The organism is Wolbachia endosymbiont of Tetranychus urticae, from assembly GCF_046529255.1.
In the GTDB taxonomy this organism is placed as follows: domain Bacteria; phylum Pseudomonadota; class Alphaproteobacteria; order Rickettsiales; family Anaplasmataceae; genus Wolbachia.
Genome location: NZ_CP114181.1, coordinates 1,218,680 through 1,233,457, shown reverse-complemented (window position 1 = coordinate 1,233,457; position 14,778 = coordinate 1,218,680). Strand labels below are relative to the sequence as shown.

The window sequence follows — 14,778 nt, the reverse complement described above, 5'->3', positions numbered from 1 at the left end:
AACTAAATTAGTATAACACACATAAAATGTTTACTTTTTTTCAGCCAATCAAGACTTGCTACAGCTACAATTAATACTCTTATCATTACATTTTGGTGTTAAGTCAGGATAGAATGTGAGTATAGCGTCTTTCTTTCTCACAAACACTGATTGATAATTGTCATCTTCCATTTTATACAGACACATTCCATCTTTTCCCAGCTCCTTAAACGCCTTAGTTGCAGAAACTAAAATATCATCAGCATGAAGGTTATACGCGTACCCACTTGGGCACTTAACTTTCACTTCTCCATCCTTACCTAGATATTTCATTCCAAATGTGTAAACAGGTGGCTTAATATCTAATTTATTGCACAGAGATTCATTATCCCAAATCGCACCCGCCCACTTATTTTCTTGAGCCTCAACATATCTACCTACAAAATGCATACCACCTAGCCCCAATCTATCTGGTTCACCACAAAAAATATGCCCAAACCCTATAGTTTCTTTTTCAGTTCCGCTATTTGTAAACCAAATCTTAGTCAATTCATCTTTAAACAACCCCAAGTCTGCACTAGGTGTAATCACCTGATGATCAAGCTTATCGTATATCCTTTTCACCACTTCTTGATGCTGCGGACAATCAAGCAAAATTCTGAAATCTTCTTCATCAGGCTGTGTTCCCCAATCTCCACAAACCCTTAACACTCCTCTATCAAAATCAGTCAACTCTGGAAGTGGTGGAGCGTAGTCTGGACCTGAAGAATCTGTTTTGAAAAACGGCTCAAAGCTAATTTGTGAATTTGTATCGTTGAGATAATGCTCCTTAATGTAAAAAACAAATCCGATTGCTGGTATTATCAAGTACAAGATTAACTTAGCTATTTTCGACATAATCACATTCATAAAAAAGCTAGGGTATAAGTAACAACTTAAAAAAGTTTTAATCTAATGTCGATCGCAGTCCTGGCATCTCATCACCACTTAGCCAACTTAAAAACGCTCCCCCACCAGTTGAAACATATGTAAAATCTTTATCAGTAAGACCTGCAGTATTTATTGCAGATAGACTATCTCCTCCTCCTATTACGCTGGTTAATTTTCCTTCGTGTGTCAAATTACTTACTACTCTCATCATCTCTACTGTACCATTTGCAAAAGCTGAATGTTCAAAAACACCAATAGGCCCGTTCCATAGTAGAGTTTTACTGCTTGCTACTACATTGCTTATTGTGCTTAAAGTCTGAGGTCCGATATCTAAAATTATATCATCATCCAAAACGGATTCGGTTTTTCTTAAAATACCAGTGCTATAATCAGAATTTACTGCAACCAAAACGTCTTCTGGCACAACTATTTTGCAATTGTTTTTATTTGCCTTCTCAACAATATTGTGCAGAAGATCATCAACACCATTTTGAAAAAAAGACTTGCCTATATTAACTTTATTAAATAACAAAAAATTATTAGCAATTGCGCCACCCAGAATAAGGTAATCAACCTTTTCTGCTAGCTTTATAAGCATTTTTATTTTAGTTGATATTTTAGCTCCACCAACTATCGCAGTAATAGGTTTAGCGTCAAACGATATAGCTTGCTCAAGATACTTTAGCTCATCTTGTAAGCAAAATCCTGCATAAGAAGGTAAAAATTCCGTAATGCGTGAAATAGAAGCGTGAGCTCTGTGAGAGCAAGAAAACGCATCATTTATATATATATCTGCTAGAGATGCTAATTTTTTAGCAAAATTTGAGTCATTCTGCTCTTCTTCTTTATAAAACCTCAGATTCTCTAGTAATATTATATCTCCTCCATTCATCAAATTTACTGCTCTTTGTACTTCCTCACCAATACAATCATCAATAAATCTCACTTCTTTGCTTAGCAGCTGCGATAAAGTTTCAACTACTTTTTTTAGCGATAGGTTATTGTCTTTTGGTTTTGGACGCCCAAAATGTGAGATAATAATAACTTTTGCACCTCCATTTGCTAAATATTGAATGGTAGGTAGAGCTCTCAAAATACGAGTGGTATCACAAATTCTTTCATTTTTTATAGGAACATTGAAGTCAACCCTGAGTAGAACATTTTTATTGTGAAAATCACAACTCTCTATGCTAAGTACATTTGTCATAAAATTAAAGAGCTATGAAATAACTATACAATAGTTTAATCCAAAGTAAAGAAAGGAAATTTGAATGCCAAATAAATTAATAAATAGGAAAATTACTACAAATCCTTTCAACTTTAGTTTTTACTGCTCTTTCAATATCAAGGCTATTTCCATCAATTAATCCCTGAATTATTTCATTTATTAGATCAGCTATCTCTTTAAAATCTTTTTTCTCAAGTCCGCGTGTTGTTTCAGCAGCAGTACCAAAACGGAGCCCTGAAGTAATCGTTGGCTTTTCCGTGTCAAATGGCACAGAGTTTTTATTGCAGGTAATGCCAGCTCTCTCAAGGCTATTTACAACGTCTTTTCCCGTCAACTTCTGTGATCTTAAATCAACTAGCACTATATGAGAGTCAGTGCCACCGGTTATAATGTTCAGCCCATGCCCTTGCAGCGCTTGAGCTAACACTTTCGCATTTTCCACAACTTTTTTACTATAAGTTTTAAACTCTGGCGCTAATGCTTCCTTAAATGCAACAGCTTTTGCAGCTATCACATGCATAAGGGGCCCACCTTGCAACCCTGGAAAAACCGCAGACCGAATTTTTTTATGTAATGCTTCATCATTTGTCATTACCACTCCGCCACGAGGACCACGTAGAGTTTTGTGAGTTGTAGAAGTCATAACATGCGCATATTCAGCAGGTGATGGGTAACAACCTGCAGCAATAAGCCCTGAATAGTGCGCAATATCTGCAAGCAAATATGCACCAACTTTATTCGCAATTTCACGAAAGCGCTCGAAATCTATTTCTCTTGGATAAGCAGAAGCACCAGCAATGATTAGCTTCGGTTTATGCTCTAGCGCTAGCCTTTCCACCTCATCCATATCAAGCAGGTAAGTGTCTCTATTAACTGTATACTGGATCGACTTAAACCACTTACCAGAAAGGTTTGGTGCTGCACCATGAGTTAAATGTCCACCACAATTCAGTGACAATCCAAGTATTGTATCACCCGGAGTAAGTAGTGAAGCAAACACTGCTTGATTTGCCTGAGAACCAGAGTGAGGTTGAACATTTGCAAATTTAACATTAAACAGCTTACAAAGCCTTTCTATAGCCAGATTTTCAACTTCATCTACATACTCACAGCCACAGTAATATCTTTTACCAGGATAACCTTCTGCATATTTATTAGTCAGAAAAGAACCCTGCGCTTCCATTACTGCTTTACTTACAAAATTTTCTGATGCAATTAGTTGTAACTGCGATTTTTGGCGCTGCAGTTCTTTCTCTATAGATTGATAAATTTCATTATCAAAAGACTTTAAATTATTTTCAGAGTTACAAATCCTTTCTGGAGCAATTGTCATAAGATCCTTTCTTTAACCACATAAATCCAAAAATAGCCAAAAGCAGACATACAGGAATAATTGATATCGCTTTTACGAGCAATTCAGTACCATATATAGGATTTCCTTGTATTATCGTTCCATTCCAACATAAGTCTATTATCTTTGCAATCCCAGTATGAAAAAAATAGCCAAAAACCATAACTATCATGTTTGATACAGCTGTGGCTAAGCCTACCAAGTTATTGTTTACATAACTTATTGCCTTGTAAATAGTAATTACCTGATACCCAGATGCAAAGCCGATAACAAGAAGTGTAGGTAATGCAATATATAAACTGCCAACTTGTGTAAAAAGCAAGAGGAAGCTAGCGATCATTGCAAAAGAACACGCAATAATCACTTCGTAATGTTTGTCTGGATACTTCTCCAGTAAATAAGCGAGAAAGAATGATCCAGCTCCCATACCTATAAACATGAGAGAGGAAAGTGAAGATGCCAAATCTCCGTTCATTTGATATGCTTCACATAAGAACGCTTTCGCCCAACCATCAGCAAAACCTTCTAGTGGTCCAACCATTAAGCCACCAAAAAAGCTAATCAGAATGATATGTTTGTTGAAAAGTACAGTTTTTAAATCTTGAAATATGTTATCATTTCTACTCTCTTCTATGTTAGAGTTTGGCGTTATTAAAAGCAACAGCAGAGCAAGTAAACAACCAAATGCTGAGAAAGTGTATATAACATAATTCCAACCAAATTTATTGAGCAAGAAGTCTAGAGGTAATCCACCATAAATAGCTCCTAATAACCCTATTATTATAGATAAGCTAGCCATCCTTGCTGATTTTTCTTGTGAAAAATACATGCTTGCAACTTTGAAAAGTCCAATTGCTGAAGCAGACGATCCAATTCCGACAATCATTCTACCAAGTATTGAGTAATACCACTGATCAAAGCATATTAGCGGCAATGTTCCAGCAAATGTTAAGACAATACACGCAGGTAAAACAAACTTTGGCCCAAATCTATCAAGGGCAAGACCAACAGGTATGTGAGCAAGCGTATAGCCTATATAATATAGCCCACCAAATTGACCAACATCTGTAATACTTATGTTAAATTTTGTTATTAATTCAGGCGCGATTATATTTGGAGTTACACGCAATATATACTGGTATGCATAAAATAGTGATGCTAGCAACCATATGAAAAAATTTCTCTGCAATGCTAATATTACCTAAAAACGGAATTATAGGTATTTTATCAGCAAGGAGCAACACTTTTGTAAATAGATACTCTAATCCGAGTATCTTTCTTAAAAGAGACCTTTTAGCATATCTATAACTGGTTCATGGATAAGGTATATGAAAAAAATTATACCACAGATGATAAGGATTTTTATAATTTTACCCTTGTTCATCTTAAGCTTTATTTTTTTTACTATAAGTTTTAGTTTTGTTACAAAATTCATTTTACTTACGCTTTTATTTCGTGATAACAATTATATTTTAAATAATATAATTTTTAGTAAAACTTGGCTTTAGAGACGTCTAATACCAATTCCCACTATACAAGCAACGAATAGAAAATAATGGAAAAAAGCCATACTGAAGTAAGTAAAATAGCGAGGTTTAGATGGGCATTAAGATCAAAATTATTGGATGAAAAAGTGGTGAAATCAGCAAAAGAGATGCTGAAGAGAGTAAGAAATAATGCGTATGTTGCAAAAAAAACTAAATGCTGTAATTGCAGCAAAAAAGCACAGTATAACAGCTGTAGCAAAAATATGTTGCATTTCGAGAAAGGCAATTACTACATGGATAAAGCACATAAAATTTGGAAGAGAAGAAAAATTATTTGCTCCACCTCAACGCCGTAGAAAAACTATATTGAACCAAAGTCAACTTGAACGAATTGAGTTGTGGATAGAGGAAAACCCCAATATTACTATTAGAGAAATGAGAATAAGAATCCAAGAAAGATTTGGTTTGAATATCAGCAAATCCGCAATACATCGTAATATGCAAAGAATGAAATTCTCATATATCACACCAAGACCAGTTCATAGTGGACAAGATAAAAACAAGCAAGAGGAGTTTAAAAAAAAACCTCAATGAAACTATTGTCATGCATTCTGAAAAAGAGCTATTTTTCTTCGATGAATCACGGTTTGGTACACATTCGAAAGTTGGACATGGGTGGTTTAAAAAAGGCAGTAGGACACAGGTTAAGGTAAAATTAGGTAGGGAAAATTTTTATCTCTATAGTGCAGTTAATCCTAGAAATGGAGAGAATTTTAGCTTATTTGCACCAAACGTCAACACTGATTGTATAAATATATTCCTTGAACAGATGTCGCAATATTTAGGAATACGAAAGGCTTTTCTCTTGATGGATTGCGCTAGTTGGCATAAGTCAAAAAATTTAAAGGCACCTAAAAATATCGAAATTATATACCTACCACCATACTCACCTGAACTCAATCCTGTTGAGAGGTTTTGGTTATATATAAAACAGAACATTTTACGCAATAAAATCTACGATACAATCGTTCTGCTTGAATGCGCTTTGTGTAAATTTATTACCTCTCTTTCCCCTTCCACGGTTAAACAACTCTGCTATGCTTCTTATTTGGTTCATTAATAATGAGAATTGGTATTACTGTAAATGAAGCAAAACAATATGATGAAATCCTAGAGGAACTACATAACAATTCAATATTTCACGATAAGAAATTTATTCAAGCTGTTGCTAAACACCAGATATTAGAATTTCTGAATACTCATCAAAAGAAGAAAGAAATCGTTGCAGAATTTAAAAATGAACATCATATCAACGAAAGCGATTTAAAAATTTTAAAGGAAGGAAAAGATTTAATGAATAAAATAAACGATATTAACTTAATTCAACAAAATGAGAAAAATGAAACATTGAACATCAGAAAGGTACTTGCTAAATCAATAGGAATGCCCTCTTCAAGAACCGAAAAATCCAAGGCAACTTTAGTAGAAAGTCCTGAGATGGTAAAATAGACGTACTTAACTTTTCCTAATTGGAAAATACTTTTAATCCTATAATACCCAGCACTACCAAAGCAAGGGAAAATAAACGCCCAAAATTTACTGGGTCATTAAAAAACATTATTCCTATTATCGCTGCACCTATAGAACCTATACCAGTCCAAACTGCATAAGATGTACCAAGGGGAATAGACTTCATTGCTAACGATAGCCAGTAAAGACTTACAGAACCGCTAACTAAAATAATTACTACAGGTATAACACGAGTAAAGCCATTGCTATATTTCAGTGCTGTGGTCCATATTATTTCAACCAAACCAGCTAATAGCAAATATACCCACGCCATAAATCAACTCTATCTTACTGAAGTATTATACATAAGAATATTAAAAAGTTAACTTAGCATTTCACATGCTTTAATAATACTATTACATCCAATTTCTAATTGTTCCTGAGAGGTTGCATAAGAAATTCTGATAAAATTTTTCAGACCAAACGCAATTCCTGGAACAACAGCAACTAAATGGTCTTCCAACAAATATTCAGCAAAATCAAGATCACTATTTATTACTTTACCACTTTTCGTGCTCTTACCCAATAAACCTTCACATGCGACAAACAAATAGAATGCACCTTGTGGAATAGATGCTGACAATCCTGAAGCAGAATTTAGCTTTTTTACTACAAAATCTCTACGATCCTTAAAGATTTTTGTTCTTTCTTTCAAAAAACTATGATCACCGTTTAACGCTTCAACTGCTGCTGCTTGTGCTATCGAGTTTGGGTTAGAAGTACTTTGAGACTGCAGTGTAGAAATAGCTTTTATCACATCACTCCTGCCTGCAATATAGCCTATTCTCCAGCCAGTCATTGCATAGGCTTTTGATACCCCATTGACCACAAAAACTCTATCATAAAGTTTTGGCTCAACCTGAGCAATGGTAAAAAACTTTTCGTCGTATACTATGTGCTCATAAATATCATCTGTAACAACATTCACATGTGGATGTTTAAGCAATACTTGCGCTATGCTTTTCAATTCATCATATGTATAGACAATTCCTGCTGGATTATTTGGTGAGTTGAGAATTAACCACTTAGTTTTCTCAGTTATATTGCTTTCCAGTAACTCCGGTATCAGCTTAAAGTTTTGTTTGCACTCTACAACAACTGGCAGTCCGCCAAAAAGACTTACCATATCAACATATGAAACCCAATAAGGAGCTGGTATTATAGCTTCATCCCCAGGGTTAATTGTTGCCATGAACAAATTGAATAACACCTGCTTAGCACCAGCACCAACACAGATTTGGCTAAGTGTGTATTCTAGAATGTTATCCCTTTTTAACTTATTGATTATCGCCTCTTTAAGCTCACGCGTTCCATCAACAGCAGTATATTTAGTTTTGCCTTCATTTATTGATTGAATAGCTGCCTTTTTTATATGATCTGGAGTGTCAAAATCCGGCTCTCCCGCAGCTAAAACGCAAATTTTCTTTCCTTCGCTTTTTAATCTGTTTGCCTTATCGGTCACAGCGATTGTAGGCGATGGTTTTATCAGAGACATCCTCTTTGCAAGGTCTGACATAATCTCACTAAAGTTAAATAAAAATGATAAACTCTACACAACAAAAAAGCTAGAAGTTTTATTATTTTACATAAAGGTTGGTATTTTTGTACTCTTAAATATATTAACTATAGATATTAAAAAGCTTAATAAATTTAAAAAGGCAAATAAATCCCCGTATAGCGAGTTTTGACCCTATAATAATGTAAATTGGCATTGTAATAATGTGCTAACGCTTAAAATAAGCGCGATTTGGCTGAATGTAGAAAAAATAAAAAAGACATGCAGCCGCTATAATTTTTTGTAACCTGCCAATAGATATCTGAGTTTTTTTACTGAATCTTGTCGTTGAGCCCAAAAACAAGAATAAATACTCTTATTGCTATAATAAGGAAAGTGTAAAGATTTGTCAAGTAAGGTCTTCATTCCACCCTCATAAAGGCTTTTCATACAAGAGTTTTAGTAGTTTCTTACTAGGTCCACTAATGCAGCAATATTTTCAACCGGAGTATCAGGAAGCACTCCATGTCCAAGATTAAATATAAAAGGTAACCCTCTAAAACAATCTATTATACGCTTTGCTTCTTCAATTGCTTCTGCCTTATTGTAGGCCAAAAGACTAGGATTAAGGTTCCCTTGCAGAGGAATTTTTAGATTTGCTTTCGCCCATTCTATTGGAACATTATAATCTATACTTACTGCAGATACATCTGTTTTCTCATAGTAATCCTTATAAAGATTTCCAGCAGAGCGTGGAAAACCTATTATAGGAAAATCAGGAAACTTATTCTTTATTGCTGAAACAATTTCCTTTGTTGGCTTGATTACATACCTTTCAAACAGTTCTCCCTGCAATATACCAGCATTGCTGTCGAATAACTGAATGACATCTGCTCCAAACTCTATCTGTTTGATTAGATAAATAATTGTCGCTTCTGTTATTTTTTTTATTATTTCCTCTAGTGCCAATGGACAGAAATTTAGCACCTTGGAAAAAGTTTTACTACCACCGCCCTCTATGATGTATGAAACTACCGTCCACGGCCCTCCAGAAAAGCCTATAAGCGATTTTTCTTCTGGCAACTTGCTTCTTACTTCTTTTATAGCATTTAGGATTGGTAATGTGTTAGATTCAATTCCTTGTAGACTCTTCAATTCTTTAGCACTTTCTATAGGTTTTATTATTGGACCCACACCTCTAATAAAATTTACATTACAACCTAAAATGTCAGCTATTATCAAAATATCAGAAAAAATTATCGCTGCATCCATGTCGAACCTTGTTATTGGTTGTAACGTTAACTCTGTTACCAAATTTGTGCTATAACATATCTCCATGAAATTATTCATGTTTTCCACTGCCTTCCGATACTCAGGAAGAGACCTACCAGCCTGACGCATTAACCAAATAGGGACCTTTTCATTTGACTCGTTCTGGCTGATGATTCTTGCTATTTTTGCTTTACTTCTTTTCAATCTACTTTATCTACTTTTTATCTAAACTAAAGTATAACAGTAGTAGTAGTTCTATCAATAAATTGTTATTAACTTAAAATTCAGTAAAAATTAGTATTACTTAGCTTGTGGATAAATATGTTAATAACTTCTCTATACTATTGATTTTCCTTTATGATTTATGTGTACAAGTAAGATGTCTAAAATGTTAGTAATTTTCTTTTATGGAAAAAATCTTTACTATCATGGATTGTTATATAATTATGTATATGTCATTGAAAAAATTGTTGATCAATTGTTAGTATTTTATTTCAACAAATAATTCACAAATTAATTTGACATTATTCACATGCTTATTAAACATTTAATAACAGTTTTCTTGATAGACCTTATCTAAAGATATTTTCACCATTAAAGGGAATAAATTGAATAAGAAAAGAACTTTAGTAGAAAAAATAGCATACAAAATTTTTTTCTTTCTCTTCAACAAAACTTCTGTGTTAAAAAAATGTGCGACTGAGGCATTAATGGGTGATCTGTCAGGTCTTGACATACTTAATAGTCTATTAAAATTCCGTGATTGTAGTATCATGGATATAATGACTCCACGTAAGGAGATATGTGCAATAGACATTGAATCGAGCAAGGATGAGGTAATAAAGAAGGTGAAAAACACTTACCATGCTAAGATACCAACTTATAAGAATAACTTTGACAACGTAATAGGCTTTTTTTACGTAAAAGATATCATTTTCAATAAGAATAAAGATTTTAATCTGAGAAATATTATACAAAATGTAATATTTGTCCCAGCCTCAATGAAAGCAACAAATCTTTTTGTTAGAATGAAATCTTCCAAGTCATATTTAGCTATTGTACTGGATGAATATGGCGGAACTGATGGTTTAATTTCGATAAATGATCTTATAGAAGAATTGATACCAAATATTGATAACGAGAATGAGGTAAATTCAGAATACACCATTACTGAATTATCTCAAAATAAGTTTGAAATATCGGCAAGGGCCCTTATAAAGGATATAGAGGAAAATCTAAAAATAGAGTTGTGTGACTCTGAAGAGCATTATGCCACACTTAGTGGTTTGGTTCTTTCAATTGCTGGTAAGGTACCTTCTGTAGATGAAGTTATAAGATATAAAAATGGTATAAAATTTATCATCAAGGATGCAAATGAACGATACATTAACAAAATAATACTAGACTTAAGTGATTACAAAAATTAAATTCAATATTTTTTAGTGAAAGGTACTTTATCTTGGAAGTAGGAGACATAGTAGCCAGGTATGCAATTTAAACAATTTCTTAATATACAAAAGTTTGTAGTTCTATACGTTACTGTTTGATAATTAAGGTGGAATAGTTTTTTTAGTATAAAGTTATAAAAATTAGTTGTTTAAATATTTTTAGCGATCTGTAACTTTCAAAAAGGGAGTGTTAAATAAACTGTGTCAAACCGCATTTTTAATTCAACTCTACAAGAAAAAAAGATATCAAGTTGAGACATAGTCAAAGCCCAATCATGTATAGGCATAGCCCATTTTTCTCCTAACTTTTTTATAGCACAATATACCTGTTCATAGAAGGCATTTGTGCTATAGTATTTCCTAAAGTAAATGATAAAGGTATAATAAAGTATTTGAGTTATAATGGCATATAGTGTGGATTTAAGGGAAAAGGCAGTATTGATGATAGAAAAAGGGAAGACAAAGGTTGAGATAGCAGAGCTCATGGAGATAGGAATAGCAACGCTGTACCGCTGGTTAAAAAAGAAAGCTGCTGGTGAAAGCCTAAAGCCATCTAAAACGGTAGCTTTATTCGAAAAATAGACCCAAAAATACTCGAAGAATATGTTACAAAGAATCCAGATCATACTCTGGCAGAGATGAAACAAAATCTTGGATTTGGAATAAATTCAATTTGGTATAGACTAAAACAGGTAAAAATTACTTTAAAAAAAAGTCACACTATATCAAGAGCGCAATCAAGAAGATAGGCAGCAATTTATTGATAAAATCTCAAAAATAGACCATTCCAGCATCTTATACCAGTTCCCACTATGTAAAGAACAGATAGACAATAATGGGAAAGAAGTGATACTAGAGTAGATAAAATAGAGAGGTATAAATGGCATTAAGGTCAAAACTGTTAGACGAAAAAGTTGTAAATTTGGCGAAAGAAATGTTAAAAAAGGTCAGAAATAACGCATATGTTTCAAAAAAGTTACAAGCGGTGATAGCAGGAAAAGAAAGTAGTATAAGCGCTGTGGCAAGAATATGTAAAATTTCAAGGACTGCTTTGACTGAATGGATAAAGCATCTAAAATTTGGTAGAGAAGAAAAATTATTTTCCCCTTCTCAGCGGCGAAGAAAAAGCAAATTAAACAAAAATCAACGTGAGCAAATTGAAATATGGGTAGAAAGAAATCCAAATATTACTATTAAGGAAGTGCAAATAAAAATCTCAGAGGAATTTGGCCTAAACATTAGCAAATCAACAGTGCATCGTGAGATACAAAGGATGAAGTTTTCTTATATAACACCGAGGCCAATTCACCATAAACAAGATAAAAACAAGCAAGAAGAGTTTAAAAAATACTTCAATAAAATAGTCAATTCCCACCCTGAAAACGCTAATTCTGGATTAAGGAAGGAAGAAAGTATAGGAAATGGAAGGCTTTTTGGATTTCAAGGAATAGGAAATGAGAGTAGAAAAGATGTGAACCAAGAAATTAACGGGAGATCTATGGCGAGTATGTTCAATTTCAAGTCTATTTTTGAGGTAGCCAAAAATCGTCTCAATGATCGACCTTTTTCTCAGCAAAATCTTTTCATGTAGTGAAATTAATGCGTTTTTCATCCCCTTTTTCACCTTGGTAACAAGTTTCAAACCGCGGTTAAACAACTCTTGGAAAAGCTCTTTTTTAATATAGCCTTTATCACCAAACAAAAGACCGGTTAATTTCTTAGTTAGGTTTGCTACAGGCTCTCTATCGTCAACATTACCTCTTGTAAGCGTAAAAGCTTGAATTTCACCTTTCTCGTTAATTATCAAATGTAGTTTAAAGCCGAAAAACCAGCCATATGTACTCTTGCTTAATTTTGCAATTCCAGCAAAAACCTTATTTCTTGATATTCTTTTTGCATGGCAAACTGCAATAGGAGTTGTATCTATGTATGAGATTCCAGTAAGTTCTGACCATCCGCAAAGGCACTGTAATAGCATGGCTAAATGCCACAAAACCCTGGACTTTAGAGCAACAAACCTAGTGTATGAAGGCAACTTCGAAAACTCTGTTTGTAGAGCAATGTTAGGTAATGCAGGTAGAAAGCCTTAAAATTTTCACAGGGAGATTGCTGATACAGGAGGATTATTGTGATAATTTCCGAATGTGTAATTTCTGGCACTCTTGTGGGTTTTTTACCGTTTGGCAGTAGTTTATCTGCAAAATTTTTCTCTATATCTCTGCAAAAATCATCGACCAGACAAAACAGTTTTGTTATATCTTCCATGGGTAACCTCATCTATTCTTTTCTATTTGTTGAGTTTACCCTACTCTCCTGACTTTTCTATTCTCTTTTTAATCCAGAATTAGCGTTTAAAATATCGAAATTATATACCTACCACCATACTCACTTGAACTCAATCCTGTTGAGAGGTTTTGGTTATATATAAAACAGAACATTTTACGCAATAAAATCTACGATACAATTGTTCTGCTTGAATGCGCTTTGTGTAAATTTATTACCTCTCTTTCCCCTTCCACGGTTAAACAACTCTGCTATGCTTCTTATTTGGTTCATTAATAATGAGAATTAGTATAAGAAATTAACCGGTCTTTTGTTTGGTGATAAAGGCTATATTAAAAAAGAGCTTTTCCAAGAGTTGTTTAACCGCGGTTTGAAACTTGTTACCAAGGTGAAAAAGGGGATGAAAAACGCATTAATTTCACTACATGAAAAGATTTTGCTGAGAAAAAGGTCGATCATTGAGACGATTTTTGGCTACCTCAAAAATAGACTTGAAATTGAACATACTCGCCATAGATCTCCCGTTAATTTCTTGGTTCACATCTTTTCTACTCTCATTTCCTATTCCTTGAAATCCAAAAAGCCTTCCATTTCCTATACTTCCTTCCTTAATCCAGAATTAGCGTTTTGTAGATGTCACGGAACTAAGTAGCAATCCTATACATATTAAACTCGCAGCAGTTGTGCTTCCGCCATAGGATAGAAATGGAAGTGGGTCACCTATTATAGGTAAGAAGCCTATTGTCATTCCAATGTTTATAAAGAAATGAGCACTAAAAAAGGCAAAAACCCCGATAGATATTAACTTAGAAAAGTAATTTTTTGACCTGTAAGCAATGGAGAATATTATAGCAAGCAATGTGGTATAGAGTAAAATCAAAGTTATGCTGCCTAAAAAACCCCATTCCTCACTCAGTACCGCAAAAGCAAAATCTGTGCGTTTCTCTGGCAAAAATCCAAGTTGAGTTTGACTCCCATTAACAAATCCCTTACCAAATAAACCTCCTGAACCAATAGCTATTTGAGATTGCTGCGCATTATAACCTATTCCAAGTGGATCTACTGATGAATCCAAAAATGATAATATCCTTTGCTTGTGATAAGGGCGCAAAAAAGGCCAAATAACTGGTATTGCGAAAACGCCAAGCGCTCCAAAAATTATTAAATGAGGTCTTTCCATTATTGCTGTGAATATAATTGATGCTCCTATAAACAATATTATTACAGCTGTTCCTAAATTAGGTTGCTTCAATACAAGGAATACAGGTAAGAATATAATTATAAGTGGCTTAAATAAACTTTGAAATTTCATCATTTTATACACACTTTGTTTATTAAAATAACGAGCAAGTGCAAGTATTAAGCCCACTTTTACAAATTCTGATGGTTGTAAACTAATTGACCCAATTCTTATCCATCTCGTTGCACCCATTATATGCGAGCCAAAAAAATTTACTGCTAACAGCGCAATTACTGCTGCTATGTAAAAAAAATAAGCGTGCTTCAAATAAAAATCTAGCTCTATAAATGACATAGCTATAGCAAGCAAAAGGAAAAAAGAGAATATGACCAATTGGTGAATTGCAAATGGAGCCCACTTTCCTCCAGCAGAAGAATATTGAACAACAATGCCAACGCAAAACAGAGCTATTACGTTAATGACTAATAATAAGTGAATCTCCTTCAGCTTATCCATAGCGAAAACTTTACAGACTTTTAGATACAATAAAACATAA

11 protein-coding genes and 7 pseudogenes are annotated in these 14,778 nt (G+C 33.9%); 8 read left to right on the top strand and 10 right to left on the bottom strand.

From position 1 onward, the window contains the following. Window positions 1-48: 48 nt before the first annotated feature. The 4 genes from O1Q06_RS06470 to O1Q06_RS06455 form a co-directional block, all read right to left on the bottom strand. Window positions 49-876 carry an EndoU domain-containing protein gene (locus O1Q06_RS06470; RefSeq protein WP_410542453.1) on the bottom strand — a complete coding sequence of 276 codons (828 nt, stop codon included), beginning with the start codon at window positions 874-876 and terminating at the stop codon, window positions 49-51. Between the two features lie 49 nt (window positions 877-925). Continuing rightward, a complete protein-coding gene (locus O1Q06_RS06465) occupies window positions 926-2,116 on the bottom strand; it encodes a phosphoglycerate kinase (protein ID WP_410542452.1) in 1,191 nt (396 codons plus the stop codon). A gap of 76 nt (window positions 2,117-2,192) precedes the next feature. Beyond that, window positions 2,193-3,470 (bottom strand): serine hydroxymethyltransferase, encoded by a 1,278-nt coding sequence (gene glyA, locus O1Q06_RS06460; RefSeq protein WP_410542451.1) that lies wholly within the window; start codon window positions 3,468-3,470, stop codon window positions 2,193-2,195. After that, window positions 3,442-4,677 carry an MFS transporter gene (locus O1Q06_RS06455; RefSeq protein ID WP_410542450.1) on the bottom strand — a complete coding sequence of 412 codons (1,236 nt, stop codon included), beginning with the start codon at window positions 4,675-4,677 and terminating at the stop codon, window positions 3,442-3,444. The genes glyA and O1Q06_RS06455 overlap by 29 nt, the downstream gene beginning before the upstream one ends. Window positions 4,678-5,043: 366 nt before the next feature. Between O1Q06_RS06455 and O1Q06_RS06450 the strand changes: the two are divergent. Next, window positions 5,044-6,095: pseudogene (locus tag O1Q06_RS06450) on the top strand (IS630 family transposase). Window positions 6,096-6,103: 8 nt separating this feature from the next. Next, a pseudogene (locus O1Q06_RS06445) lies at window positions 6,104-6,484 on the top strand (hypothetical protein); the annotation flags it as partial. A 16-nt stretch (window positions 6,485-6,500) separates the two neighbouring features. Here O1Q06_RS06445 and O1Q06_RS06440 read toward each other — a convergent pair. The 3 genes from O1Q06_RS06440 to hemE form a co-directional block, all read right to left on the bottom strand. Beyond that, window positions 6,501-6,818, bottom strand: a complete 318-nt coding sequence (locus O1Q06_RS06440) for a DMT family transporter (RefSeq protein WP_010403511.1) — start codon at window positions 6,816-6,818, stop codon at window positions 6,501-6,503. 48 nt (window positions 6,819-6,866) lie between these two features. Further along, window positions 6,867-8,060, bottom strand: a complete 1,194-nt coding sequence (locus O1Q06_RS06435; protein WP_017531947.1) for a pyridoxal phosphate-dependent aminotransferase — start codon at window positions 8,058-8,060, stop codon at window positions 6,867-6,869. A 438-nt stretch (window positions 8,061-8,498) separates the two neighbouring features. Further along, complete coding sequence (gene hemE / locus O1Q06_RS06430; protein ID WP_410542449.1) at window positions 8,499-9,515, bottom strand: uroporphyrinogen decarboxylase; 1,017 nt, start codon at window positions 9,513-9,515, stop codon at window positions 8,499-8,501. A 404-nt stretch (window positions 9,516-9,919) separates the two neighbouring features. Here hemE and O1Q06_RS06425 point away from each other — a divergent pair, with 404 nt between their 5' ends. Next, a complete protein-coding gene (locus O1Q06_RS06425) occupies window positions 9,920-10,738 on the top strand; it encodes a transporter associated domain-containing protein (RefSeq protein ID WP_410542448.1) in 819 nt (272 codons plus the stop codon). Between the two features lie 197 nt (window positions 10,739-10,935). Here the strand turns inward: O1Q06_RS06425 and O1Q06_RS06420 are convergent. Then, window positions 10,936-11,115 (bottom strand): annotated as a pseudogene (locus tag O1Q06_RS06420) (hypothetical protein); the annotation flags it as partial. 46 nt (window positions 11,116-11,161) lie between these two features. On the opposite strand from O1Q06_RS06420, the gene O1Q06_RS06415 reads away from it, so the two are divergent. The 3 genes and pseudogenes from O1Q06_RS06415 to O1Q06_RS06405 form a co-directional block, all read left to right on the top strand. Then, window positions 11,162-11,341 carry an IS630 transposase-related protein gene (locus O1Q06_RS06415; RefSeq protein ID WP_410542447.1) on the top strand — a complete coding sequence of 60 codons (180 nt, stop codon included), beginning with the start codon at window positions 11,162-11,164 and terminating at the stop codon, window positions 11,339-11,341. Next, complete coding sequence (locus tag O1Q06_RS06410; protein WP_410543167.1) at window positions 11,329-11,508, top strand: IS630 transposase-related protein; 180 nt, start codon at window positions 11,329-11,331, stop codon at window positions 11,506-11,508. Before O1Q06_RS06415 ends, O1Q06_RS06410 begins: the two co-directional genes overlap by 13 nt. Window positions 11,509-11,639: 131 nt before the next feature. Next, window positions 11,640-12,140 (top strand): annotated as a pseudogene (locus O1Q06_RS06405) (IS630-like element ISWpi10 family transposase); the annotation flags it as partial. A 15-nt stretch (window positions 12,141-12,155) separates the two neighbouring features. Here O1Q06_RS06405 and O1Q06_RS06400 read toward each other — a convergent pair. Then, window positions 12,156-13,024: pseudogene (locus O1Q06_RS06400) on the bottom strand (IS982 family transposase). A 90-nt stretch (window positions 13,025-13,114) separates the two neighbouring features. Between O1Q06_RS06400 and O1Q06_RS06395 the strand changes: the two are divergent. Both O1Q06_RS06395 and O1Q06_RS06390 read left to right on the top strand, forming a co-directional pair. After that, window positions 13,115-13,318: pseudogene (locus O1Q06_RS06395) on the top strand (transposase); the annotation flags it as partial. 16 nt (window positions 13,319-13,334) lie between these two features. After that, window positions 13,335-13,694, top strand: a pseudogene (locus tag O1Q06_RS06390) (transposase); the annotation flags it as partial. Here O1Q06_RS06390 and rodA read toward each other — a convergent pair. Next, window positions 13,662-14,738: a rod shape-determining protein RodA gene (gene rodA / locus O1Q06_RS06385; protein WP_410542446.1), complete on the bottom strand. Its 1,077-nt coding sequence runs from the start codon at window positions 14,736-14,738 to the stop codon at window positions 13,662-13,664. The pseudogene O1Q06_RS06390 and the gene rodA sit on opposite strands and share 33 nt — an antisense overlap. Window positions 14,739-14,778 lie beyond the last annotated feature (40 nt).